General features: G+C 71.4%; 21 protein-coding genes and 1 tRNA gene. 14 read left to right on the top strand and 8 right to left on the bottom strand.

What is annotated here, in order from left to right; all coding sequences use genetic code 11:
- Nucleotides 1-109: 109 nt before the first annotated feature.
- The gene (locus G555_RS0100795) at nt 110-1,048 is read left to right on the top strand and encodes a cyclase family protein (RefSeq protein WP_051208056.1); all 939 of its coding nucleotides are present in this window, start codon (nt 110-112) and stop codon (nt 1,046-1,048) included.
- 124 nt (nt 1,049-1,172) lie between these two features.
- Here G555_RS0100795 and purL read toward each other — a convergent pair whose 3' ends face one another.
- Both purL and G555_RS17035 read right to left on the bottom strand, forming a co-directional pair.
- Complete coding sequence (purL, locus tag G555_RS0100790) at nt 1,173-5,054, bottom strand: phosphoribosylformylglycinamidine synthase (RefSeq protein ID WP_028707403.1); 3,882 nt, start codon at nt 5,052-5,054, stop codon at nt 1,173-1,175.
- Nucleotides 5,055-5,269: 215 nt separating this feature from the next.
- On the bottom strand, nt 5,270-6,067 hold the full coding sequence (locus G555_RS17035) for a maleylpyruvate isomerase family mycothiol-dependent enzyme (RefSeq protein ID WP_051208053.1): 798 nt from the start codon (nt 6,065-6,067) through the stop codon (nt 5,270-5,272).
- 125 nt (nt 6,068-6,192) lie between these two features.
- On the opposite strand from G555_RS17035, the gene G555_RS22485 reads away from it, so the two are divergent.
- The 8 genes from G555_RS22485 to G555_RS0100745 all read left to right on the top strand — a co-directional run bounded on the left by G555_RS22485 (nt 6,193) and on the right by G555_RS0100745 (nt 11,595).
- Complete coding sequence (locus G555_RS22485; protein WP_169337839.1) at nt 6,193-6,687, top strand: hypothetical protein; 495 nt, start codon at nt 6,193-6,195, stop codon at nt 6,685-6,687.
- Nucleotides 6,688-6,773: 86 nt separating this feature from the next.
- Nucleotides 6,774-7,541, top strand: coding sequence for a DsbA family protein (locus G555_RS22480; RefSeq protein WP_051208050.1), 768 nt, complete (start codon nt 6,774-6,776; stop codon nt 7,539-7,541).
- Complete coding sequence (locus tag G555_RS0100770) at nt 7,538-8,158, top strand: vitamin K epoxide reductase family protein (RefSeq protein WP_028707401.1); 621 nt, start codon at nt 7,538-7,540, stop codon at nt 8,156-8,158. Before G555_RS22480 ends, G555_RS0100770 begins: the two co-directional genes overlap by 4 nt.
- 88 nt (nt 8,159-8,246) lie before the next feature.
- The gene (locus G555_RS17025) at nt 8,247-9,074 is read left to right on the top strand and encodes an SGNH/GDSL hydrolase family protein (RefSeq protein ID WP_051208047.1); all 828 of its coding nucleotides are present in this window, start codon (nt 8,247-8,249) and stop codon (nt 9,072-9,074) included.
- 70 nt (nt 9,075-9,144) lie between these two features.
- Nucleotides 9,145-9,411 carry a hypothetical protein gene (locus G555_RS22950; protein WP_028707400.1) on the top strand — a complete coding sequence of 89 codons (267 nt, stop codon included), beginning with the start codon at nt 9,145-9,147 and terminating at the stop codon, nt 9,409-9,411.
- Between the two features lie 2 nt (nt 9,412-9,413).
- Entirely contained in the window at nt 9,414-10,715 is a 1,302-nt protein-coding gene (locus G555_RS0100755; RefSeq protein WP_028707399.1) for a Mur ligase family protein, read from the top strand.
- On the top strand, nt 10,712-11,431 hold the full coding sequence (locus G555_RS0100750; RefSeq protein ID WP_028707398.1) for a type 1 glutamine amidotransferase: 720 nt from the start codon (nt 10,712-10,714) through the stop codon (nt 11,429-11,431). The genes G555_RS0100755 and G555_RS0100750 overlap by 4 nt, the downstream gene beginning before the upstream one ends.
- A gap of 91 nt (nt 11,432-11,522) precedes the next feature.
- Nucleotides 11,523-11,595: transfer RNA gene (locus tag G555_RS0100745), tRNA-Lys, on the top strand.
- Between the two features lie 71 nt (nt 11,596-11,666).
- Here the strand turns inward: G555_RS0100745 and G555_RS0100740 are convergent.
- Nucleotides 11,667-11,963, bottom strand: a complete 297-nt coding sequence (locus tag G555_RS0100740; protein ID WP_051208109.1) for a GroES family chaperonin — start codon at nt 11,961-11,963, stop codon at nt 11,667-11,669.
- A gap of 32 nt (nt 11,964-11,995) precedes the next feature.
- Nucleotides 11,996-12,403 (bottom strand): DUF3618 domain-containing protein, encoded by a 408-nt coding sequence (locus G555_RS0100735; protein ID WP_028707396.1) that lies wholly within the window; start codon nt 12,401-12,403, stop codon nt 11,996-11,998.
- A 78-nt stretch (nt 12,404-12,481) separates the two neighbouring features.
- On the opposite strand from G555_RS0100735, the gene G555_RS0100730 reads away from it, so the two are divergent.
- From G555_RS0100730 to G555_RS17015, 5 genes are all read left to right on the top strand, one after another.
- Nucleotides 12,482-12,976, top strand: a complete 495-nt coding sequence (locus tag G555_RS0100730; RefSeq protein ID WP_028707395.1) for a peroxiredoxin — start codon at nt 12,482-12,484, stop codon at nt 12,974-12,976.
- A 61-nt stretch (nt 12,977-13,037) separates the two neighbouring features.
- A complete protein-coding gene (locus G555_RS0100725) occupies nt 13,038-13,388 on the top strand; it encodes a NifB/NifX family molybdenum-iron cluster-binding protein (protein ID WP_028707394.1) in 351 nt (116 codons plus the stop codon).
- Between the two features lie 47 nt (nt 13,389-13,435).
- Complete coding sequence (locus G555_RS17020) at nt 13,436-14,278, top strand: sulfurtransferase (protein WP_051208044.1); 843 nt, start codon at nt 13,436-13,438, stop codon at nt 14,276-14,278.
- 88 nt (nt 14,279-14,366) lie between these two features.
- Entirely contained in the window at nt 14,367-14,855 is a 489-nt protein-coding gene (locus tag G555_RS0100715) for a Rieske (2Fe-2S) protein (RefSeq protein ID WP_028707393.1), read from the top strand.
- Between the two features lie 406 nt (nt 14,856-15,261).
- The gene (locus G555_RS17015; protein WP_084634474.1) at nt 15,262-19,662 is read left to right on the top strand and encodes an acyl-CoA dehydratase activase-related protein; all 4,401 of its coding nucleotides are present in this window, start codon (nt 15,262-15,264) and stop codon (nt 19,660-19,662) included.
- Between the two features lie 31 nt (nt 19,663-19,693).
- Here G555_RS17015 and G555_RS17010 read toward each other — a convergent pair whose 3' ends face one another.
- The 4 genes from G555_RS17010 to G555_RS0100690 all read right to left on the bottom strand — a co-directional run bounded on the left by G555_RS17010 (nt 19,694) and on the right by G555_RS0100690 (nt 23,234).
- Entirely contained in the window at nt 19,694-20,950 is a 1,257-nt protein-coding gene (locus G555_RS17010) for an MFS transporter (RefSeq protein ID WP_051208039.1), read from the bottom strand.
- A 72-nt stretch (nt 20,951-21,022) separates the two neighbouring features.
- The gene (locus G555_RS20935) at nt 21,023-21,835 is read right to left on the bottom strand and encodes a putative ABC transporter permease (protein ID WP_051208035.1); all 813 of its coding nucleotides are present in this window, start codon (nt 21,833-21,835) and stop codon (nt 21,023-21,025) included.
- Nucleotides 21,832-22,623: a patatin-like phospholipase family protein gene (locus tag G555_RS17000; RefSeq protein ID WP_051208032.1), complete on the bottom strand. Its 792-nt coding sequence runs from the start codon at nt 22,621-22,623 to the stop codon at nt 21,832-21,834. Before G555_RS17000 ends, G555_RS20935 begins: the two co-directional genes overlap by 4 nt.
- Nucleotides 22,620-23,234 (bottom strand): TetR/AcrR family transcriptional regulator, encoded by a 615-nt coding sequence (locus G555_RS0100690; RefSeq protein WP_028707392.1) that lies wholly within the window; start codon nt 23,232-23,234, stop codon nt 22,620-22,622. The genes G555_RS17000 and G555_RS0100690 overlap by 4 nt, the downstream gene beginning before the upstream one ends.
- Between the last annotated feature and the right edge of the window lie 23 nt (nt 23,235-23,257).

Here is a 23,257-nt window from a genome sequence, read left to right as displayed (position 1 = left end):
AACACCATTGCGCACATCACGCAATCCGTGTTACGTTGCAGTCACGAGCGGGAGCCCCATCCGATGACGCGGGCGCGACCCTCTCCGCCAAGACGACAAAGGAGTGGCTATGGCAGATTCGACCAAGGCGTGGGCACCCGAGCGGCGCGCCGCGTTGCCGGGTGTGGAGTACAACGACGACGAGTTCGGCCGGGTCGCCAGTCTGACCGCCGCCCAACTGGTGGCGGCGCTCGGGCTGGTGAAACAGGGCAAGATCTACGACCTCGACTGCGGGCGCTGGAACGGCATGCCCCTCATGGCCGTCCATCCGCCGTTCCAGGTCATCACCTACCGCAGCGCCAGCGGTATGGACGTCGTCGGCGACATGGACGAGTGGCGCGGCGCGAACCCCGTGCACATGGCCGTCAACACCGAGATGGTGATGGGCACGACCCACACCGGCACGCACCTCGACGCGCTCTACCACATCACCTGCGGCGACGACAATCACGCCTACTCCGGCTACAAGAACGCCGAAGCGCTCGGCGACTTCGGCCCGACGCGCGCTGAAGCGTCCTCGATCGCGCCGATCGTGACCCGCGGCATCCTGGTCGACATGACACGCGGCACGGGCCCCCTGCCCGCCGGCCACGTCGTGTCGCTGGACGACTTCCTCGCTGTGGTCGCCGAGAACGGCATCACGTTCCAGCCCGGTGACGCCGTGCTGATCAACACGGGCTGGCTCACCGTGTGGACCGAGGACTCCGACGTCACGTCGAAGCACATCGGCGCGGGCGTGTCGCTGGCCATCGCCGAGTACGCGGCAGATCACGGCGCCGTCGTGCTGGGTGCGGACCAGGGCACCGTCGAGGCGGATCCCTCGCCGGATCTGAACAACCCGCACCCGGTTCACATCGAGATGCTCGTCGAGCGCGGCATCCACCTGCTGGAGAACGCCTACCTCGACGACCTGGCGCGCGACAAGGTCACGGAGTTCCTCTTCGTGTGCCTGCCGCTGCGCATCCGCGGCGCGACCGGGTCGTGGGTCCGCCCGGTGGCCATCGTCTGAGAGACCCGTCCCGGCGGTTCAGTCGCCCTGATCGCCAGGACACCGGCGACGCGTGAGGGGTTCCCGAGGAGCCCCTCACGCGTCGAACGCTGCCCGGCCCCGAAGGGCAGGACGGCAGACCGCCTCAGCCGACCCACACCCGGGCGTTGCGGAACAGGCGCAGCCACGGGCTCTCGTCCGCGGGCGGCGCGTCGGACCACGACAGTTGCGCATTGCGGGACACCCGCTCGGGGTGAGGCATCATCGCGGTGAACCGGCCATCGGGGGTGGTCACCGCCGTCAGGCCCGCCGGCGACCCGTTCGGGTTCGCCGGGTACGCGACGGCAGGCGTCCGGTCGGGCAGGGCGAAACGGGCGGCGCGTACGACCTGCTGCTCGTCGCCGCGCGCGGCGAAGTCCGCGAAACCCTCCCCGTGCGCGACGGCGATCGGGATCAGGCTCCCGGCCATGCCGGACAGGAGGATCGACGGCGAGTCCAGCACCTCGACGAGGCTCAATCGCGCCTCGAACTGCTCCGACCGGTTGCGGGTGAACAGGGGCCACGCCTCCGCCCCCGGGATCAGGCCGGCCAACGCCCCGAACATCTGGCAGCCGTTGCAGATGCCCAGACCGAATGTGTCGGAACGCGCGAAGAACGCGGCGAACGCCTCGGTGAGCCGCGGATTGAACAGCACCGATCGGGCCCACCCCTCCCCCGCGCCGAGCGTGTCGCCGTAGGAGAACCCGCCGCAGGCGACGAGCCCCACGACATCGCTCAGATCGAACCGGCCCGCCTGCAGGTCGGTCATGTGGACGTCGTAGGCGTCGAAACCGGCGCGGTCGAACGCCCAGGCCGTCTCGACATGGCTGTTGACACCCTGCTCCCGCAGGATCGCCACCTTCGGCCGCGCCCCCGTCGCGATGTAGGGGGCCGCGACGTCCTCGGACGGGTCGAACGACGGCGCCACGACGAGCGTCGGCGTCGCGACGCCGATCGCAGCATGCTCCTCGTCGGCGCACGCCGGGTTGTCCCGCAGCCGCGCGATCCGCCACGACACCTCGTCCCACGCCTGCGCGAGCTCGCCCAGGTCCTCGTCGAGCAGCCGCTCCCCGGCCAGGTCGACGTGGACCCGGCGATCGGGGGACGTCCGGCCGACGACGGCACTCAGGTTGCCCAGGCCGTGATCGGCGAGCACCGACAGCACGCGCCCCGCCGCCTCGGCCGGCACCCCGAGGACGACGCCGAGCTCCTCACCGAACAGGGCCGCGACCGACGGCACGTCCACCTGCACGCCCACGCCGCCCGCGAACGCCAGCTCGCACACCGTCGCCCACAGACCGCCGTCGGAACGATCGTGGTAGGCCGTGACCAGCCCCTCCGCCCGCAGCCGGGTCAGCGCCGACGCCAGCGCGACAAGGCGGGACGGGTCGTCCAGGTCGGGCACGACGTCGCCGAACTGGCCCGTGACCTGAGCGAGGATCGACCCGCCGAGGCGATCCCGGCCGGCACCGAGGTCGACGAGGATCAGCGCGGAGCCGTCGTGCACCTGCGGCGTCCACGTACCGCTGACATCGGGCACCGCCGCGAACGCCGACACCACCAGCGAGACCGGCGAGGTGACCTGGCGCTCGGCACCGTCGTCGCCCGTCCACCGCGTGCGCATCGACAGGGAGTCCTTGCCGACCGGCACCGAGATGCCGAGCGCCGGGCACAACTCCATGGCGACCGCCGCGACCGTGTCGTACAGGGCGGCGTCCTCCCCCGTCTCGCCGCAGGCCGCCATCCAGTTGCACGACAGCTTGACGCCGGACAGCGTCACCGGCGCGGCGAACAGGTTCGTCAGCGCCTCGCCGACCGCCATGCGGCCCGAGGCCGGCGCGTTCACCGCCGCCAGCGGCATCCGCTCCCCCGACGCCATGGCCTCGCCGGCCAGCCCGGCGTGATCGGCCAGCGTCACGGCCACGTCGGAGACCGGGACCTGCCAGGGGCCGACCATCTGGTCGCGGTGGGACAGTCCCCCGACGGTCCGGTCCGCGATCGTGATGAGGAAGCGCTTCGACGCGACCGACGGGTGCCGCAGGATCGCATACGCCGCAGCCCGCAGATCGACGCCCGTGAGGTCCAGCGGCGGGGCGCTGCGCGGGACACGCACGACGTCCCGGGTCATCCGCGGCGGCTTGCCCAGCAGCACCTCCATCGGCATGTCGATCGGCCGGTCGTCACCCGGCACGTCCTCGGCACCGGGGGCCAGCACCAGCCCCCCGTCGTCGCGCGCGACCCCCACGACGGCGTAGGGGCAACGCTCACGCTCGCACAGCGCCGCGAACCGCTCCAGCGACCTGGGTGCGATCGCCAGGACGTAGCGCTCCTGGCTCTCGTTGCACCAGATCTCCTTCGGCGCCAGCCCCGACTCCTCGACCGGGACCGCCGACAGGTCGAACCGGGCACCGAGCCCCGCACCGTCGACGATCTCGGGGAACGCGTTCGACAAGCCACCCGCGCCGACATCGTGGATCGACAGGATCGGGTTGTCGGCGCCGAGACTCCAGCAGTGGTTGATGACCTCCTGGCCACGCCGCTGGATCTCGGGGTTGCCGCGCTGCACCGAGTCGAAGTCGAGCTCGGCCGCGTTCGCGCCCGCCGCCATCGAGGACGCCGCGCCGCCGCCCATGCCGATCCGCATGCCGGGCCCGCCGATCTGCACCAACAGGGTCCCGGGCGCGTACGCGACCTTCTCCGTCTGGGACGCGCTGATGGACCCGAGGCCGCCGGCGCTCATGATCGGCTTGTGGTACCCGCGCCGGACACCGTCGACCGTCTGCTCGAACACACGGAAGAAGCCACCCAGCCCCGGACGTCCGAACTCGTTGTTGAAGGCGGCCGCGCCGAGGGGCCCCGCCGTCATGATCTCGAGCGGGGACGCGATGTGTCCGGGCGCGCCGTACGGATCGGCCTCCCACGGCTCGGCGGTGCCCGGCAGGTTCAGGTTGGACACGGCGAACCCCGTGAGGCCCGCCTTCGGCTGCGAGCCGCGCCCGGTGGCGCCCTCGTCGCGGATCTCGCCGCCGGCGCCGGTGGCGGCACCCGGGAAGGGACTGATCGCCGTCGGATGGTTGTGGGTCTCGACCTTCATCAGGACGTGGACCTCGTCGGGCCGGGCGACGTACCGGCTGGGGCCCTCGTCGCCCTCCGGCAGCCAGCGCGTCACCGGGCCGCCCTCCATGATCGACGCATTGTCCTTGTAGGCGACGACGGTGCCCTGCCCGGCGACCGCCTCGGTGTGGCGGATCATCGCGAACAGCGACCTCGACTGGGGTTCGCCGTCGACGACGAAATCGGCGTTGAAGATCTTGTGGCGACAGTGCTCGGAGTTCGCCTGCGCGAACATCGTCAGCTCCACGTCGGTGGGGTTGCGTCCGAGCCCGCGGAACGACGTCACGAGGTAGTCGATCTCGTCGTCCGACAGCGCCAGGCCGAAGGCGACATTCGCCTCCTCGATCGCCGACCGTCCGCGTCCGAGGACGTCGACGCGCACCATGGGCTCGGCGTCCCGCTCGTCGAACAGCGCGGCCGAGTCGGCCACGGCCGCGAAGACCGACTCGGTCATCCGGTCGTGCAGCAACGCCGCGCAGGCGGTCCATTCGGTCTCGGTCAGCGGGGCGTCCGACGCCACCGTGTACTCGGCGACGCGCTCGACGCGCCGCACGGCGACCCCGCAACTGTGTGCGATGTCGGTCGCCTTGGACGCCCACGGCGACAGCGTTCCCAGCCGCGGGGCCACCACGATGGTCGTGGTGTGGCCGCCCGTCGCGGGTGATCCCGCCGGCGGGCCGTAGGTCAGCAGTCGCCGGACCGTGTCACCGGTCTCGGCGTCGAGCACACCACCGGTCACGACCCAGTGGACGTGACGGGCGCTCACCGCGGTGACCGAGGGCGCGGCCTGCCGGAGCGACGCCACGAGTGCGGCGGCCCGGAAGGGCGACAACGCGTTGGATCCCGCAAGAGCGGTCAGCACGAACGAGGACAAGGACGGACACCTCCGGCTCGAAACGGGCGCTGGGAGCGTGCTGGACGACCCTGCGCCGAGCGAAGGGCACGTCCGGCGGGACGAACCGCGGCGACCGGGCCGCGACCGTTCAGCAGGCTCCTAGGAGCAGGGTAACGTCCGGCGGCCGCGAACCCCCGTCCGGCGTCCTCGGCGGACGACCCGTCGCCACCGGTGCGCCGGATCGCGCAGGGACGTCAGTTCGTGAGCCGCCCGGAGAAGAGCAGGTCGGAAACGGCCGCATCGCCCTCGTGACCGAGGATCGACGGGGGACGCCGCCGCCACAGCGCCAGGAGCAGGTCGGACGCCGTCCCCGACAGGACCGCCGCCGCCTCCGGCACGACGCCGGTGACGAGCCTGGCGGCGGGCAGACGGCGCGCCGGGTCGTCGACGAGGAGCCAGGCATGCCCCGTGTCGGTCGCCGACAGCAGCACCGGCGCCGGAAGCCTCGGCGACGCATCCCACCGGGACGCCGCCCGCGGCACGGACACCGAGAACAACTCGTCGACCGCGTCCGCGGCGCGCAGCGGTGCGATCGATCCGGCCGCACCGATGGCATCCTGGGCGTCCACGCGATGGACCGCGGTCTCGTTGGCCTGCCGCCGGAACCAGAACGCGACGGTCTGCTCGGGGCCGAACGTCCAGCACGGGGACTGCGGGTCGGCCTGCGCCAGGGCCGCGACGAGAAGGTCGGCGCCCTCGGCGAACCAACCCCCCAGGGCGTCGTCGTCCACGGCCTCCTCGGGCCGGGGCTCCTCGCGGCCCGAGGCGACGACCGCGGCGCCCCATCGGTGGATCCCTCCGAGATGACGCGTGAGATCACGCAGCGTCCAGTCGGCGGACATGGGAACGCGAAGCTCCCACGGCTCCCCGGCCAGGGCCTGGGAGAAGGCGGCGGCCTCGGCCGCCAGCGAGGCAAGATGGTCCGGGGCTGCGAGAGGCAGCGCGGACGGCGGGCCCGGCACAGACGCGACGCGACCCTGCGTGACGTTCATGGGACGATGCTACTCGCGGGACGTCACCGCAGGCAGCGACGCGATGAACCCGCGGAATCGCCTTGGCACAGGGCACGGGGTAGACTCGCTCCAGCATCCATGCGTCCACCACGAGAATGCGGGACATGCGTCACCACGTCGTTCGGTCCATCACCCGGTCAGGGCTCCTGATCGGGCTGGGTGCCGCGACGCTGTCGACACCGCTGGCCCAGGCATCGGTCACGGCGACGCTCCCGACCTGCATCACGCAGTCCCCCGGGCTCGCACGCATCGGACTGCACCTCCATCTGCTCGCGCCGGTGTCCCACTGCCCCGACGGCTCCTACGGGCCCGGCCCGCACTTCGCGACCATCGCAACCGCGACCTTCGCCCTGTCGCTGTCGACGCTCCTCGTCGGGCTGCTCGGGCTTCTCGTGGCCGTCGGAACCAGCGTGTGGGCGCACCGACTGGTGCGTTCGCTGCGCACCTGGTTCCGTGTGCGCCTCGCACTGATCCCCGGCCTCGCGCGCGTCCCGGTCCTGCCGCGCCGGCAGCCGGCGATGCTGCCCGTCCCGGTCCACCCACCCCGCTACGCCAGCCAGCCCCGCCTTCGCCGTGGTCCGCCGCCGGCGTCCTGCTGAGGACGCCCGCGCATCCATCGGTCGCCGCACCGTCCTCGCCCTCTGCCCGGCGACCGGCACCGCATCACCACACGAAGGACAGACCCATGGCCAAGAAGCCGAACAAGCCGAATCCCTCCGGCGGCAGCCGCCGCGAACTCCTCCGCCAGCAGCAGGAGAAGGCTGCGCGCGAGAGGCGCACTCGCAACATCATCACCTTCAGCATCGTCGGCGTGGTCGTCGTGGCCCTCGTCGCCACCCTCGTCTACGTCATCGTCAGCGCCTTCAACCAGCAGCGGCAGACGGCCAACCCGGTCGCCAGCGGCGCGACCTCCGAATACGTCCTGACCGTCGGCGAGGCCAGCGCCCCGGTGACCATCGACATCTACCAGGACTACATGTGCCCCTACTGCGGCCAGTTCGAGCGCACCAACACCAGCGACCTGCAGAGCCTCGTCTCCGACGCCACGGCCAAGGTGCAGCTCCATCCGATGGCGTTCCTGGACGAGTCGTCCAACGGCACCAAGTTCTCGACCCGCGCGGCCAACGCCCTCGTCACGGTGTACAACAACGAGCCCGACAAGACCCTGGCGATGAACGCGATCCTGTTCGCGAACCAGCCCGCCGAGGGCACCGACGGGCTGAGCGACGACCAGATCGCAGACTTCGCCGCGCAGGCCGGCGTGAGCGAGACGACGATCAACCTGTTCAAGAGCCAGCTCTACGCCGACTGGGTGGGCAAGGCGACGCAGGCGGCCTTCGACGAGGGCGTGGACTCGACGCCGACCATCAAGATCAACGGCGAGAAGTTCTCCGGCGACCTGTACACGGCGGGCGTGCTGAAGGCCGCCGCCCAAGAAGCCGCGAGCAAGTGACCGACGTCCTCGACCGCGTCCACGGGTTCCGGCAGTCCAACGCGTGGATCTTCTCGACGATGCTCGTGTCGGCCTGCCTGAGCCTGCTCGCGTCCTTCGTCTTGTCCATCGACGCCGTCGAACTCGCCCGCGACCCGAACGCGCAGCTCTCCTGCAACATCAACGCCGCGATCAGTTGCGGGACGGTCGGGGTGTCCTGGCAGGCCCGCCTGTTCGGATTCCCCAACGCGTTCCTCGGCCTCGTGTGCGAACCGGTCGTCATCACGATCGCCGTCGCCAGCCTCGCGGGGGTCAGGTTCCCGCGCGGGTTCATGCTCGCCGCGCAGATCGTCTACACGCTCGGCGTGATCTTCGCCTACTGGCTGTTCTTCGAAGCCATGTTCGTGATCGGCGCGCTGTGCCCGTGGTGCCTGCTCGTCACCTTGTCGACGACGCTCGTGTTCACGTCCCTCACGCATGTCAACATCCGCGACGGCAACCTCTTCCTGCCACCGCGGGCGCAGGCGAAGGCCGCCGCCGGGCTGCGACTCGGTCTCGACGCGCTCATCGTCACGGTCTGGCTGGGCGTGGTCGTCGCGCTCATCTTCTGGAAGTACGGAGCGGTCATCTTCTCCTGACGGCACCCGGTGGAGGACCCGCGCCGGCGGTCGGGTCCTCCACGTGAACGCCCCGATCCCCTCGCCCGGACGCTCCTAGACTGACCGGGTGGAAACCCCCCCGATCCCCTGGACCCGCTACGTGGCGATCGGCGACTCCGTCACCGAGGGCCTCATGGACGCGCGGCCCGACGGCTCGTACGCCGGTTGGGCCGACCGTCTCGCCGCGGTGCTCCGCGAACGACGGCTCGGCCGGCCGTTCCAGTACGCCAATCTCGCCATCCGCGGCCGCCTCCTGTCCGCGATCCTCACCGAGCAGCTTCCCCAGGCGCTCGCGCTCCAGCCCGACCTCGTCAGCCTGTGGGGTGGCGGCAACGACACGCTGCGCCCCAACGCCGACCCCGACAGGCTCGCCGCAGCCGTGGAGGACGCGGTCGTCACGATCCGCGCCACCGGCGCCGACGTGCTGATCGGCCTCGGCGTCGACTCGGGAGGCACCCCCGTCCTGGAGCTCACCCGGGGCCGCGCCGCGGTGTACTCGGCCAACCTGTGGTCCATCGCGCGCCGCACCGGCGCCCGGGTCCTCGACGTCTGGGGGATGCGCAGTCTGCACGACCCGCGCATGTGGGCGGACGACCGTATCCACTTCAGTTCCGAGGGACACCGGCGCGTGGCCGAATGCGCGCTCGTCGGGCTCGGGCTGGAACCGTCGGACCCCGACTGGGACCGTCCGGCGGAGCCGCGGCCCCCCGCCTCACGAACCGAGAGGCTGCGGGCGGACTCCGTGTGGGCACGCGAGCACATGCTGCCGTGGATCGGCCGGCGCCTCCGCCGAACGTCCTCGGGCGCGGGCCGGACCGCGAAAAGGCCCACGCTGGAAGACGTCGCCGATGCCGACCTCGTCCCGCCCGCACCGCAGGAGGCCCGGCCCGTCTGAACCGCGGGAACCCGGTCCGCGCCCGACGGCCTGCGCGGCCCGGCGGCTGCGAACTCGTACGATGCAGGGTGTGACGGTCCTCCTAACCGACCTCGGCGAACGCCTGTGGCATGCCCACGTGACAGACCTGCCCTCGACGCTGCGCCGCACCGGGCGCATGCTCGCCGACGACGCCGAATGGGCACGGCTGGCGATGGACGTCGTCGAGTACTGCCACCCGCGCGGGCTGCTGACCTGCACCGAGAGCGACCTCGTCCGCGCGGCCGTCGCGCGCGGCGACTTCGGGGACGCGACCGACTTCTTCGCCGACCTGCTCACCCTCGCCGAGGAGAGGTGATCGTGCCCGCACCGCTCGAACGACACGCCGCTCCCGCCGGGCTTCGGTTCGCCGCACGCCTGCGGTTGCGCGCCGCGATCCTCGCCGGCGACGCCGCCGCGCTCGGCTCACGACTTGCCGGCAAAGGGTCCGGAGCCTCCATCCGCGGCCAGGTCATGACCCGGATCGACCCGCTCGCGTTCCGCAAGCTCGTGAAGGGACGCCGGATCGCCGCGGTGAGCGGGACGAACGGCAAGACGACGTCCACGCATCTGCTCGCCGCCGCCGTCCGCGCCGGCGTGCGCGACGCGGACCGGGTCGTCACGAACGCCGACGGCGCGAACCTCCACTACGGCATCGCGAGCGCGCTCGCGAAGGCTCCCGCGGCCGACCTGGCCGTGCTGGAGACCGACGAGCGCGTCGTGAAGGACCTCATCACCCACGGCGCCCCCGAAGTCCTCGTGTTCCTCAACTTCAGTCGCGACCAGTTGGACCGGCACCACGAGATCAAGGCGCTCGCCCAGGCGTGGCGGGAGGCGCTCGGCGACGCGGGCACGTCCGGCCCGGTCATCGTCGCCAATGCCGACGATCCGCTCGTCGTCTGGGCCTCCGGGACGGCCCACGAGGTGGTCTGGGTGGCCGCCGAGACCCTGTGGTCCGCCGACTCCGCCCTGTGCCCCGCCTGCGGCACGGTGCTCACCCGCACCGGAGGAGCCGGAGCGGACGCGTCCCACTGGGACTGCCCCGGGTGCGACCTCACCGAGCCCGAGGCGCCGTGGCGGGTGGTCGGCGGCCGGATCGTCGACCCTGCCGGGACGGCCTGGGACCCCGAGTTGAGGGTTCCCGGGCGATTCAACGTCAACAACGCGGCGTGCGCGCTCGCCGCGGCGGCCGTCTGGGGTGTGCCGGTCGAGACCGCGCTGCGCGGGATGCGCACGGTCGAGGCCCCGGCCGGGCGATTCGCGACCGCGACGTTCGGAACCACCACCGCCCGCCTCATCCTCGCCAAGAACCCGGCCGGCTGGGCCGAGGCGCTGCCGCTGCTGGAGACGGATCCGGTCGTCCTCGCCATCGACTCCGTGGCCGCCGACGGCAAGGACGTGTCCTGGCTGTGGGACGTCGAGTACGAGCAGTTGGCCGGCCGGAGGGTGATCGCGACTGGCCCGCGGGCCCACGACCTGGCGGTCCGGCTCACCTACGCAGGTGTCGAGCACACCGTCGTCCCGGAGCCGGGCGAGGCGCTCGCCGGGCACACCGCCCCCGTGGACGTGATCGCCACCTACACCCCGTTCCAGAAGCTCCTCAAGATGGCAGGCCTCCGATGAGCGCACCCGTCGAGATCGTCCTCGTCTACCAGTCGCTGCTCGGCATCTACGGCGACCGGGGCAACGCGGCCGTCCTCGTCAAACGGCTCCAGTGGCGCGGCATCGAGGCGGCACTCCGCATCGTCGAGCCCGGCCAGGAGGTCCCCGCGACCGGCTCGGTGTATCTCCTGGGCGGCGGCGAGGACGCCGCACAGGTGTCGGCCGTGTCCGCCCTGAAGGCCGACGGCAACCTGTTCCGCGCCCTCGACCGCGGCGCGGTGCTGTTCGCCGTCTGCGCGGGCTACCAGATCTGCGGACGCACGTTCACCATCGGCGAGCGCGACGAGGTCATCGACGGGCTCGGCCTGCTCGACGTCACGACCCGCCGCGGTCCCGAACGGGCCGTCGGCGAGATCCTCACCCGGTGGGCGAGGCCCGACGGCTCGCAGAGCCTCATCACCGGCTTCGAGAACCACGGCGGCTTCACGACCGTCGGGCCCGATGCGGCACCGCTCGCCACGGTCGAGGTGGGCGTCGGCAACGGCGACGGCAGCGAAGGAGCCGTCCAGGACAACGTGATCGGGACATACCCGCACGGGCCCGTCCTGGCCCGCAACCCCGACCTGGCCGACCACCTGCTCGAACGCGCCCTCGGCCACGGGCTCGATCCGCTCCCGCTGCCCGAGCTCGACACCCTGCGCGCGCAGCGATTCGCCCACGTCCGCGGACGGCGCTGAGAGCGGGTGGCGCCGAAACGATCGGGGACCGGCCGCGGCCGGTCGGACGATTTCGCCTCGGCGCCCGCGATGCGCTAACGTTGGGAGCCGCGCGCCGCTAGCTCAACTGGCAGAGCAGCTGGCTCTTAACTAGCGGGTTCGGGGTTCGAGTCCCTGGCGGCGCACGACAAGCCCATCCGGTCTCCGGATGGGCTTTGCGCCTTCCAGAGACCGTTCGCGCTCCCGAGGGGCGGCGTCACAGGTACAGACCGGTCGAGCCGTCCTGCAGCCGCTCGGCCGCCACCGCATGCAGATCCCGCTCGCGCAGCAACACGTACATCTCACCGCGCAACTCGACCTCTGCCCTGTCCTCGGGATCGAAGAGGACGCGGTCCTCGGTCTTCACCTGACGCACGCTCGCGCCGATGGCCACGACCTTGGCCCACGTCAGCCGCCGTCCGAGCTGCACCGTGGCCGGGATGAGGATGCCACCACCGCTGCGCCGCTCCCCCGCTTCGACCTCCATGCTCACCAGGATGCGATCGTGCAGCATCCTGATCGGGAGCTCTCCGGCGTCCGCCACCTCTACCGCGCCGACTTCTTGTGCGCCCGCACGGCACGGCCGATGGCGATCGACGCGGCGACGATCGGCAGCACCAGCGTCACGAGCCCGGCGAGGACGCCGCCGAGCAGCATCAGCCGATCGGTCCGCCAGCCGTGCTCGTCCTTGACGAAATCGGCCGCGTCGTCCACCTTGGGGCCGACGAAGCCGCGCACCGTGGACACGGCCTCGTCGAGTTTGCGGCGCGCGCTCGTCGCCTCGGCGTCGAGCAGGTCACGCGCGTCGTTGACAGCTCGATTCGCGATCGACTTGGGGTGCACCTGCCCGATCAGCGATTCGACGTTCCCCGACAGTCGGGCGCGGATGGCGGCGACATCGGCCTGCAACTGTTCCTTCGTCTTCGGAGGAACCTTCGCATCGGTCTCGGTCACGGACTACCTCCCACGCTCGCCTGGCAGAGCCAGCCTATAGCGAAACCCCCGGTGTGCGTCCCACGCTAGGGTTTCGGCATGGACAGACTCGTCGCCGGCGACACGGCCCCCGCCTTCGCCCTTCCCGACTGGTCGGGCACCGCAGTGTCGCTCTCCGACTTCGCCGGGAGCCGTGTGGTGGTCTACTTCTATCCCGCCGCCATGACGCCCGGCTGCACGCGCGAAGCGATCGACTTTCGCGACGCCGCCGGGGACTTCGCCGCGCAGGGACTGCAGATCATCGGCATCTCCCCCGATCCCGTGGCCAAGATCGCCCGGTTCCGCGCCGAGTCCGGCCTGGACGACATCGTCCTGCTGTCCGATCCCGGCAAGGACGTCCTGCGCGCCTACGCGGCGTACGGCTCCAAGATGCTGTACGGGAAGTCGGTGGAGGGCGTGATCCGCTCGACGTTCCTCGTCGATGTCGCGGCCGACGGCACGGGCGCGATCGCCCTCGCGCAGTACAACGTGCGGGCGACCGGGCACGTGGCCCGGCTACGCCGCGAGTTCGGCCTCGACGCCATCGCGGGTTAGGCGGCCCCCAACCCGACCGTCGCCGGTCACGGGTACAGTCGAACCGACGTCAGGAGGCCCCATGAAGATCGCAACGCCCGTCGACGCGGCCGGGAACTCCGCCACCGCCTGGGGGCGGGCTCACTGGATCGCCGTCGCCGACGTCCAGCACGAACACATCGCCGACTGGCAGGTCCACGAGGTGTCCTGGGACGTCCTCCACGACTCGGGCGGCCACGGCGCACACCACGCCCGGGTGGTGCGGTTCCTGCTCGACAACGACATCGACGGCATCGTCGTCGACCATGTCGGCGAGGGGATGCGACGGATGCTCCACCGGATGCGGATCCCGATGCTGCCCGCGACGCCCGGCGACGCCCAGGCGTCGGTGCTCGAGGCCGTCCTGCACGCGACGACGCCCGCCGGCGACTGACCGCATCGGCGCCCACGGACGGCGCACCCGCCGGTTAGGGTGACGCCATGACCGCTCTCATCGGTGCCGCGGAACTCCGCGAGACCTACGCCGACCACGTCGTGCTGGACGTGCAGTTCACCCTCGGCGGACCGCCCAGCGGCGACGAGTACCGCACCGCTCACCTGCCAGGCGCGCGCCACCTCGCCGTCGACGGCGACCTGTCCGCGGCACCCGGCGAACACGGGCGTCACCCGCTGCCGCCGGCGGAGGCCGTGACGGCGGCGCTGGAGAGGTGCGGGGTCCGCGACGGCGACGACGTCGTCGTGTACGACAGACGGACGTCCCTCTCGGCCGCCCGCGCCTGGTGGGTGCTGCGCTATTTCGGCTTCGACGCCGTCCGCGTCCTCGACGGCGGCATGGACGCGTGGGTCGAGCTGGGCGGCCCGGTCACCACCGAGGTCCCCGGCACCGCCCCCGGCAGCGTTCGCCTCACACCCGGGCACCTGCCGCTGCTGGACGCCGCCGGCGCCGCCGCCGCTGCCGCCGCCGGACGGCTGTGGGACGTCCGCACCCCACAGCGCTATCGGGGCGAGGCCGAGCCTGTCGACACGGTCGCCGGGCACATCCCGGGCGCGCGCAACGCCCCGGCAGGGGACTTCCAGGACCCCTCCGGTCGCTTCCTGCCCGCCGATCGCATTCGCCGGCACGCCGCGGCGCTCGGGCTCTCCGCCGGTGACGCGACCTCCTGCGGATCCGGCATCACCGCGGCCCAGGTGGCGCTGGCGCTGGCCGAGGCGGGCATCCCGGTCGGCGTGTACGTGGGGTCGTGGAGCGAGTGGATCGCCGACCCGACACGTCCGGTGGCCACCGGGGACGACGGGACCGACGGAGCCATCAGGCACCTGTGAGCCTTCTGTGGGTCGAGCCCGCCCTTCGTGGTTCGCCCGACCGGTTTGGCAGGATGGCCCCCACACACGGGCACGGAGGGGATGAGACATGGAACTGCTGGAACCAGGCGGGGTGTCCCGCCGCGTCGTCCTCAGCGCCGGCGCGGCAGGAGCGCTGCTGATCGCCGCGGGATGCGCCGACACGACACAGACATCCGGGGCGCCCGCCACGACGACCACACCCTCCGCCGACGCGACGGGGGCGACGTCCCCGAGCACCGGCGGAAACGCGACCAGCGCCTCCGCGGGGAGCAGCCCCGGCGTCGTCGCAACCACGGACGTCCCCGTGGGGGGCGGGGTGATCCTGTCCGCCGACGAACTCGTCGTCACGCAGCCGGCGGCGGGCACGTTCGTCGGACTGTCCACGATCTGCCCGCACCAGCAGTGCCCGGTCGGCTCGATCACCGACGGCAAGATCATCTGCCCGTGCCACAACAGCGAGTTCGACCTGACCGGCGCCGTTCTGCAGGGCCCGGCCACCCAGGCGCTGGAGACGAGGACGATCACCGTGGCGAACGGCCAGGTCTACCTGGGCTAGTGCCGCGGATCCAGCGCGCTCCCGGGACACATCCCGGCAATTCATCACCTTTCCCGAACAGGGCCGCCCTCGTCCTTTCTCCCCTGTGGCACGGCGCGCGATACGCACCGTCGAGAATTTCATCAGGGGTTGACCTGCCGACGGATCGGGCCGAGGATCGACAGGTGACGCGCTCGCTCTCGCCCCTCACGTCCGCGACCCCTGCCCCGATGCGGCCACCCGTCCGGCATGGCACGCCGACGAGCGCCCTGCACATCTGTGCCCCGCGGGGGACATGCGTGCTGGGCTCCCCCCGCCGGTGCGGAAACAGGGGCTTACGATGGCAGCATCGGTCCGTCGTAGTGGGATGCACCCCCGGTCCCGTGACATGCCGAGGCCGCCGTGTCGCGGGAAGTGAGGATGAGGAATGAGAGCTGTGCCCGGGCCCGCCGCGTCTGACAGTCCGGCCTGCGCGACCCTCGCGGGCGCGCCCGACGGCCTCACGGAGCCGCCCGCACACTCCGAGGCCCCCCTCGCGCTCGGCCTGGACATCGGTTCCACAACGGTGAAGGCCGTCATCCTCCGCGGAACCGAGGTCGTATTCAGCGACTACCGACGGCACAACGCCGACGTCCGCGGCGAGCTGAAGAACCTGCTGCGCTCGATCGGCGAGCAGTTCCCCGTCACCGAGTTCCACGCCGCCGTCACCGGTTCGGGCGGGCTGGTCGTCGCCGACCTGATGGGGACGGACTTCGTCCAGGAGGTCATCGCCAGCACCGAGGCCGTGCAGCAGTTCCTGCCCGCCGCCGACGTCGTCATCGAACTCGGCGGCGAGGACGCGAAGATCACCTATCTGCGCCCGACCCCCGAGCAGCGGATGAACGGCACCTGCGCCGGAGGCACCGGCGCGTTCATCGACCAGATGGCGTCCCTCCTGCAGACCGACGCCGCCGGCCTGGACGACCTCGCCTCCCGCTACCGCAATCTCTACCCGATCGCCTCCCGCTGCGGAGTGTTCGCGAAGTCCGATCTGCAGCCCCTCATCAACCAGGGCGCCCCGCACACCGACCTCGCCGCGTCCGTGTTCCAGGCGGTCGCGCTGCAGACGATCTCGGGCCTCGCGTGCGGACATCCCATCCGCGGCAACCTCGTCTTCCTCGGAGGCCCGCTGCACTTCCTGCCGCAACTGCGCGAGGCCTACAAGAGGGCGCTCGACGGCATGGTGGACTCGTTCACGACGCCCGACAACGCCCAGCTCTTCGTCGCGATCGGCGCGGCGCTGCTGGCCGGCGGCAAGGCCCGGACGGTGTCCGACCTGCTGGCCGGACTCACCCGCGTCGTCATCCCGCTCGCCCTCGCCACGCCTGCCCTGCGGCCCCTGTTCGCCGACGAGGACGAGCGCACCGAGTTCACCGCACGGCATGCGGCCGCCGACGTCCCGCGCGCCCTCCTCTCGGAGGCGACCGGGCCGTGTTTCCTCGGCATCGACGCCGGCTCGACGACGATCAAGGCCGTCCTTCTCGACGGCGAGGACCGGCTGCTGTTCAGCCACTACGCCTCCAACAGGGGCGATCCCGTCGCGGCCGCCGTCGACATCGTCCGGCAGGTGCACGCCGAGATCCCGCCGGCCGCCTGGCTCGGCCGGGCCTGCGTCACCGGGTACGGCGAGGGGCTGATCCAGGCCGCGTTGCGCGTGGACGACGGCGAGGTCGAGACGATGGCGCACTATCGCGCCGCCGAGCACATCAGCCCTGGCGTGACCTCCGTCATCGACATCGGCGGCCAGGACATGAAGTACCTGAAGATCCGGGGTGGCGTGGTCGACTCCATCGCGGTCAACGAGGCGTGCTCGTCGGGGTGCGGATCCTTCCTGCAGACCTTCGCCGAGACGATGGGGACGGACGTCGCCAGCTTCGCGAAACTGGCGACGGAGGCGACCCACCCCGTCGACCTGGGCAGCCGCTGCACCGTGTTCATGAACTCGTCGGTGAAGCAGGCCCAGAAGGAGGGCTCGGGCGTCGCCGACATCTCCGCGGGGTTGTCCTACTCCGTCGTGCGGAACGCCCTCTACAAGGTCATCAAGCTCAAGAACGCGTCCCAGCTCGGCGAGAAGGTCGTCGTCCAGGGCGGCACCTTCCTCAACGACGCGGTGCTGCGGGCGTTCGAGCTGCTCACGAAGACGACCGTCGTCCGACCCGTCATCGCCGGGCTCATGGGGGCGTTCGGCGCCGCCCTGACGGCCAGCCACCAGTACGTGCCCGGCGAGCACTCCGAGATCATGGGACCGTCCGAGCTCGACGCCTTCTCCGTCGAGACGACCCTCGACACGTGCCGGCTGTGCCAGAACCACTGCCAGCTCACGATCTCGATGTTCGGCGACGGCACCCGGCACGTCTCGGGCAACCGGTGCGAGCGCGGCGCGAGCACCGAGCGGATCCCGAAGAAGTCCGAGGTGCCGAACCTGTACGACTACAAGTACCGGCGTCTGTTCAGCTACCGTCGCCTCACCGAGAAGGCCGCAACCCGGGGCGACATCGGCATCCCGCGCGTGCTCAACATGTACGAGAACTTCCCGTTCTGGTTCACGGTGCTCACGAAGCTCGGCTTCCGCGTGATGATCTCGGGGCGGTCCGGCCACGACACGCTGGCGCGCGGAGCCGAGTCGATCCCGTCCGAGAACGTGTGCTACCCGGCCAAGCTCAGCCACGGCCACATCGAGGACCTGCTCGACCGCGGCGTCCGGACGATCTTCTTCCCCTGCGTCCCGTACGAGCGGCAGCACTTCGCCGGTGCGGACAACCACTTCAACTGCCCGATCGTCGCGTTCTACCCCCAGGTGCTGGAGAAGAACATCCCCCGGCTGGCCGAGGAGGGCGTCCGCTACCTCGCGCCGTTCCTCAACCTGGACCAGCCCGAGCTGCTGGCGCGACGGCTGACGGAGGTGTTCGCGTCCGACGGCGTCACCCTCGCCGAGGCCCAGACCGCGGTCGCGGCCGGACTGGAGGAGGACGCGGCGGCGAAAGCCGACGTCCGCGCCGAAGGGCGCCGCGCGATGGAGTGGATCGACGAGCACGACGCCCGCGGCATCATCCTCGCCGGACGGCCCTACCACGTCGATCCCGAGATCAACCACGGCATCCCCGAGCTCATCGCCGGGCTCGGCATGGCCGTCCTCACCGAGGACAGCGTGATCGACAACCCCGTCCTGGAGCGTCCGCTGCGGGTACGGGACCAGTGGGCCTACCACACACGCCTGTACGAGGCGGCCGCGGTCTCCACCACCGACCCGCGGATCGAGCTCGTCCAGCTCAACTCGTTCGGCTGCGGTGTCGACGCGATCACCACCGACCAGGTGCAGGAGATCCTCGAGGCCTCCGACAACGTGTACACGGTGCTGAAGATCGACGAGGTGTCCAACCTCGGGGCCGCGCGCATCCGGCTGCGGTCGCTGAAGGCCGCGGCGGCCGAGCGTCGTCACAGCGCCGAGATCGCGACGTACCCGACCGACGAGCGGGTCGCCACCCGGGCCGTGTTCACGAAGGCGGCGAAGAAGACGCACACGTTGTACGCGCCGCAGATGTCCCCCATCCACTTCCGCCTCGTCGCGGCTGTCGTGAAGCGCATGGGCTACAAGATCGAACTGCTGGAGAAGACGACGCCCGAGGACATCGAGGCGGGTCTCACGTTCGTCAACAACGACGCCTGCTACCCGGCGATCATGGTCATCGGGCAGTTGATCAACAAGTTCCTCACCGGTGACGCCGACCCCGACAACTCCAGTGTCGTCATCACCCAGACCGGCGGCATGTGCCGCGCGACCAACTACGCCGGCATGCTCCGCAAGGGGCTGAAGGACGCCGGCTTCGAACAGGTCCCGGTCGTGGCGGTGAGCGCGCAGGGGCTGGAGGAGAACCCCGGCTTCTCGATCACCCCGGCGCTCGTCCATCGCGGCGTCCAGGCCCTCGTGCTCGGGGACCTGCTGCAGACCGTCCTGCTGCGGGTTCGCCCGTACGAGGCCGAGGCCGGCGCGGCGCAGGCGTTGTACGCGCACTGGGACGCCATCTGCCAGGAGTACTTCACCGAGGGCGGGTTCTCCGCAACACTGCGCCGCCGGGTGACGTACGGCTGGCTGGTGCGGCACATCGTGTCGGAGTTCGACGCGCTCCCGCTGCGTCCCGTCCCCCGCAAGCCGCGGGTGGGCCTCGTCGGCGAGATCCTCGTGAAGTTCCACCCCGACGCGAACAACCATGCCGTCCAGGTGATCGAGGACGAGGGGTGCGAGGCCGTTCTGCCCGGCCTCCTGGAGTTCTTCGGGCAGGCGCTGTACACCGGCGACTGGAAGGCGCGGAACCTGGGGATCGGCGAGAAGTCGGTGCGGGCCAAGAAGATCGGGCTGTGGGCGCTGGAGCAGTATCAGGCTCCGGTGCGCAAGGCGCTCGCCTCGTGCGGCGGCAAGTTCGACGTCCAGGCCGATATGGAGACCATGGCCGAACGCGCGCAGGAGGTCATCTCGCTCGGGACGACCGCCGGCGAGGGCTGGCTGCTCACGGCCGAGATGATGGAGCTCATCGAGTCGGGCACGCCCAACATCATCTGTGCACAGCCGTTCGCCTGCCTGCCGAACCACGTCGTCGGCAAGGGCATGTTCCGCGAGCTGCGACGTCTGTACCCGCAGGCCAACATCACCTCGATCGACTACGACCCCGGCGCCAGTGAGGTCAACCAGTTGAACCGGATCAAGCTCGTCGTCGCGAGCGCCCACAAGAACCATGCGCTCGTGGGTGCCGAGGTGGCGCCGAGTGCGCAGGCGGTGCCGAGCGGGAGCTGACCGACCGCCGGCCGAAAGCGGTCGACAGCTCTCAGAGGTGACCGACCGGGGGTCCCTGCGACTCCCGGAGCCGGGGACGAGGAATGAGCCGCGGCACCCAGTGGGCGGCCCATACGGCGCCGGCCAGCGCGAGACCGCCGGTCAGGAAACTTGCGGTGACGATCCCCGCTATCCCGGTCGCGACGGTGACCAGGGCGGGGCCGACGAGGCTTCCGGTGCCCACCAGGCTGTTGTACAGACCCATCCACGCGGCCCGCCGTTCGGGTGGCGTCACGTCCGCGCTCAAGGTCTTCACGATCCCGGCGCCGAGCCCGTTGCCGACGGCGAAGACCACCGAGAGGAGGAGGAAGCCGGCCACGGTCCCCGCGAGGGGGGCCAGCAGGTAGCTGATGCCGGTGATCACGAGGCACGGGACGAGCACCGCGGCACGCCCGAACCGGTCCATGATCGGCCCTGCGGGCCAGATGAACGCCAGTTCGACGAGCGCCGCGACCCCGAACACCAGGGCGACGACGGACTCGGAGTGTCCGAAGTGGTTCCCGAGCAGAGGCAGCAGCAGATCGCGGTTGGTGCGGACCGCCGTCAGCACGAGCGGGGCGATCCCGACGAGGATCAGGGGCCGCACCACGTCCCGGCGGCTCAGCGGCGGCGCTCCGCCGTCGTCCAGGGACGCCGGGTCCTCCGCGGCCGGGCCCGGCACGAGGAACACCGTGATGAGGACGATGGAGGCGACGGCTGCCACCAGGTGCACGGCGAAGGGCGCGGCCAGACCGCCGAGGGCGATGGCACCCGCGCCCAGCAGCGGCCCGACGATCCGCCCGACCCGGATCGTCCCACCGAACAGCGTCATGGCCCGGGCGCGGAACCGGGCCGGCACCTCGTCGGCGACGTACGTCTGCCGCCCCAGGTCCCAGGTCAGGTCTCCCAGGCTCATGACGAGGATCGCGACGCAGAAGAGGGCGGCCATGGCGCCGGGCCGGGCGTCGGAGGTCCCCGCAGCGACCAGACAGGCGATCACGGACCCGACCGAGACCGCGCCTCCGATGATCAACGCGGCACGCTCGCCGATCCGAACCACGAGCTGCCCGGTGGGAATCGGGCCGATGACCGTGACGAGACCGGCGATCGTGGTGAGCAGGGCGACCTGCGGCACGCTCAGTCCGAGGCGAAGGCCGACCAGGGGGATGACCGGGACGATGGCGGCCGCTCCTGTCGCGTACAGGGCCGCCGGGACGTAGACGGGCAGAACCAGGCGCCGCAGCAGGGCGCGCAACTCCGGATCCGCCACCAGACCTCCCGTGACCCCACGACACGGTACGCCTCTGCGGCGGGAGCCCGCGCCGCATCCCGCGACGCATCGTCAGTTGTGAAGAGCCGTATCGGATCGCCGGGGCCGATCCGGGCGCGCCCGGATGGGATCGTGAGCGGGCCCGGTCAGAGGCGGACGCTCGCCACGGACGGACCGCGGAAGCGTGGCGATGACGCGCGCCGCCGGGAACGCCCGCGCGAGCCGGTCGAACACCTCGCTGGCCCGCCGCAGCCTCCGGACCCGCTGTCGGCGGCGGCGTCCTTCGAGGCTGTCGCTGAGGAGGTCGAGTTGCAGCTCGATCTGCGCCCTGACCTCGCTGAGCGATGCCCAGGCGGCACGAACCTCCGGGCGCGAGGCGGCGACGACGACCACCGAACGCGCGAGGTCGGCGACGAACAGGGCTCCGAGCGCCGAGGCGATGCTGACCAGGGTGGTTACGCCGAGAGCGGCCAGCGACCCCCGCAGCCACGGGTCGAACACGAACACGACGAGCACGCCCCCGACGCCGAAGGCGAGGGAGTTGAGCGTGCACACCCGGCCCTGGATGTTGCCCACGTGGCCCGTGTAGTCCCACAGCACCAGTCCCAGCGTCTTCTCCAGTGCCAGGTGCCCGATGAACTCGACGGCCGTGGCGATCGCGACGCTGAGAAGGAAGACCAGCAGCGGATCGTCGTCGACCGGCCGCGTCGCGACGAGGATCGCCAGGGCGCCGACCCCGTAGATCGGCACGACCGGACCGGCGAGGAAGCCCGGGTTCGCGAACCAGCGGCGCTGGAAGACCGCGACCGCGCCCTCGGCCACCCAGCCCAGGAAGCCGTACGCGAGAAAGCACAGCGCCGTCACGCTCGCGTCGAGGGCGGTCACAGCGAGCCCCCCACGGAACCGGGGTCCTCACCGGGCGGCGATCCCGGCCGGGTCGCCGGCGACAGGCCTGCGGCGTCGAGCGACTCGTCGGCGGCCTGACGCCCGGCGTCGATGAGTCGCGGGACGTCGGCCAGCGTCCATTGGGACAGGCCTTTCACGTCCGGTCGGATCACCAGCGTGGCCGGCTCCTGTTCGAGGCGGGCGATGGATTCGCGTGAGCGCACCAGCGGCACCATGTCCCACTCCGGGCGGAGCCGGACCGCGACGACGGTGTGCCCGCCGAGCCGCCGGCAGGCCTCGATGGGCAGATTCGCCGCGACGCCGCCGTCGACCAGGACGCACCCTCCTGTCACCACCGGCGGGAACAGGCCCGGCACGGCGATGCTGGCCCGCAGGCTCCTGCCGAGCGGGCCGGAGTCCAGCACGACGGCCCGGCGGGTCAGCAGGTCCGTCGCCACGGCGCCGAAGCGGCGCGGAAGCGACTCGACGAGCGCCGCGCTGCCCACCATCTCCAGCACGGTGTCCTCCAGGACGCGGGAGTCGAGCAGGCCGAACCTCGGCGCCAGGGTCAGGCGGCCGACCGCCGCCCAGGTGGTGGTGAGCATGCGGTCCTCCATCTCGTCGAGGCTCAGCCCGGCCGCGTAGGCGGCGCCCACGAGGGCACCGGCGCTGGTGCCGGTGATGACCTCGGGGACCAGACCGCGGGCATGAAGGGCCTGCAGGACGCCGAGGTGCGCGGCACCGAGCACCGCTCCCCCGCCGAGCGCGAGCCCCAGCCCCGCGGTCACGACGCGGACACCTCGCTGTCGGTGCGGGCCGGCAGGGGCTCGGCGTGATGCGGATTCAACCCGTCGAGGAGCAGGCTGAGATAGCGACGCCGGGAGGCCGGCTCGGCGTTGACGACCCCCGGGGCGGTGATGACCATCGCCAGCAGCACCGGCACGTCCCCGACATCGAGGTCGGCGCGGAGGTTCCCGGCGGCCTGCGCCCGGTGGACCGTCTGCAGCAACTCCTCGCGTCCGGCCAGGTGCCGGGCGGCGAACGCGGGCAGGTCGCCCACGGACGCCGCGACTCCCCACTCGCCCTCCAGGACCTGCACGACCCGGTCGGCGACGTCCAGCAGATCCTCCCGGCGTGCACCCGTCCGGGAGAACGCGGCCAGCAGGGGCTCCACCTCTTCGTGGAAGACCTGCTCCATGACTGCTCCGGCGAGGCTCTCCCTGTTGGGGAAGTGCCGGTACAAGGTGGCGACGCCCACGCCCGCGCGGCGGGCGATGGCGCTCAGCGTCGCCTCGGCCGATTCGCGGAACGCCTGCCTGGCGGCAGCGGTGATCCGCCCGATGTTCGACAGGGCATCGATCCGCGGCGAGCGGCCGTCGTGCTTTGGAACTGATATCACACTCCCATTTTGAGAGACGACTA

Origin of the sequence: Propionicicella superfundia DSM 22317 (assembly GCF_000423465.1) — a bacterium.
Taxonomy (GTDB): Bacteria; Actinomycetota; Actinomycetes; order Propionibacteriales; family Propionibacteriaceae; genus Propionicicella; species Propionicicella superfundia.
The sequence above is the reverse complement of the archived record's forward strand: the minus strand, read 5'-3'. Positions and strand labels throughout refer to the sequence as shown.

Coding starts and splice junctions, on each gene's coding strand:
- G555_RS0100715 (WP_028707393.1), top strand. CDS start 14,367: ATGGAACTGCTGGAACCAGGCGGGGTGTCCCGCCGCGTCGTCCTCAGC.
- G555_RS17035 (WP_051208053.1), bottom strand. CDS start 6,067: ATGAACGTCACGCAGGGTCGCGTCGCGTCTGTGCCGGGCCCGCCGTCC.
- G555_RS0100750 (WP_028707398.1), top strand. CDS start 10,712: ATGAGCGCACCCGTCGAGATCGTCCTCGTCTACCAGTCGCTGCTCGGC.
- G555_RS0100730 (WP_028707395.1), top strand. CDS start 12,482: ATGGACAGACTCGTCGCCGGCGACACGGCCCCCGCCTTCGCCCTTCCC.
- G555_RS17020 (WP_051208044.1), top strand. CDS start 13,436: ATGACCGCTCTCATCGGTGCCGCGGAACTCCGCGAGACCTACGCCGAC.
- G555_RS0100795 (WP_051208056.1), top strand. CDS start 110: ATGGCAGATTCGACCAAGGCGTGGGCACCCGAGCGGCGCGCCGCGTTG.
- G555_RS17015 (WP_084634474.1), top strand. CDS start 15,262: ATGAGAGCTGTGCCCGGGCCCGCCGCGTCTGACAGTCCGGCCTGCGCG.
- G555_RS22480 (WP_051208050.1), top strand. CDS start 6,774: ATGGCCAAGAAGCCGAACAAGCCGAATCCCTCCGGCGGCAGCCGCCGC.
- G555_RS22485 (WP_169337839.1), top strand. CDS start 6,193: ATGCGTCACCACGTCGTTCGGTCCATCACCCGGTCAGGGCTCCTGATC.
- G555_RS0100740 (WP_051208109.1), bottom strand. CDS start 11,963: ATGCTGCACGATCGCATCCTGGTGAGCATGGAGGTCGAAGCGGGGGAG.
- G555_RS0100725 (WP_028707394.1), top strand. CDS start 13,038: ATGAAGATCGCAACGCCCGTCGACGCGGCCGGGAACTCCGCCACCGCC.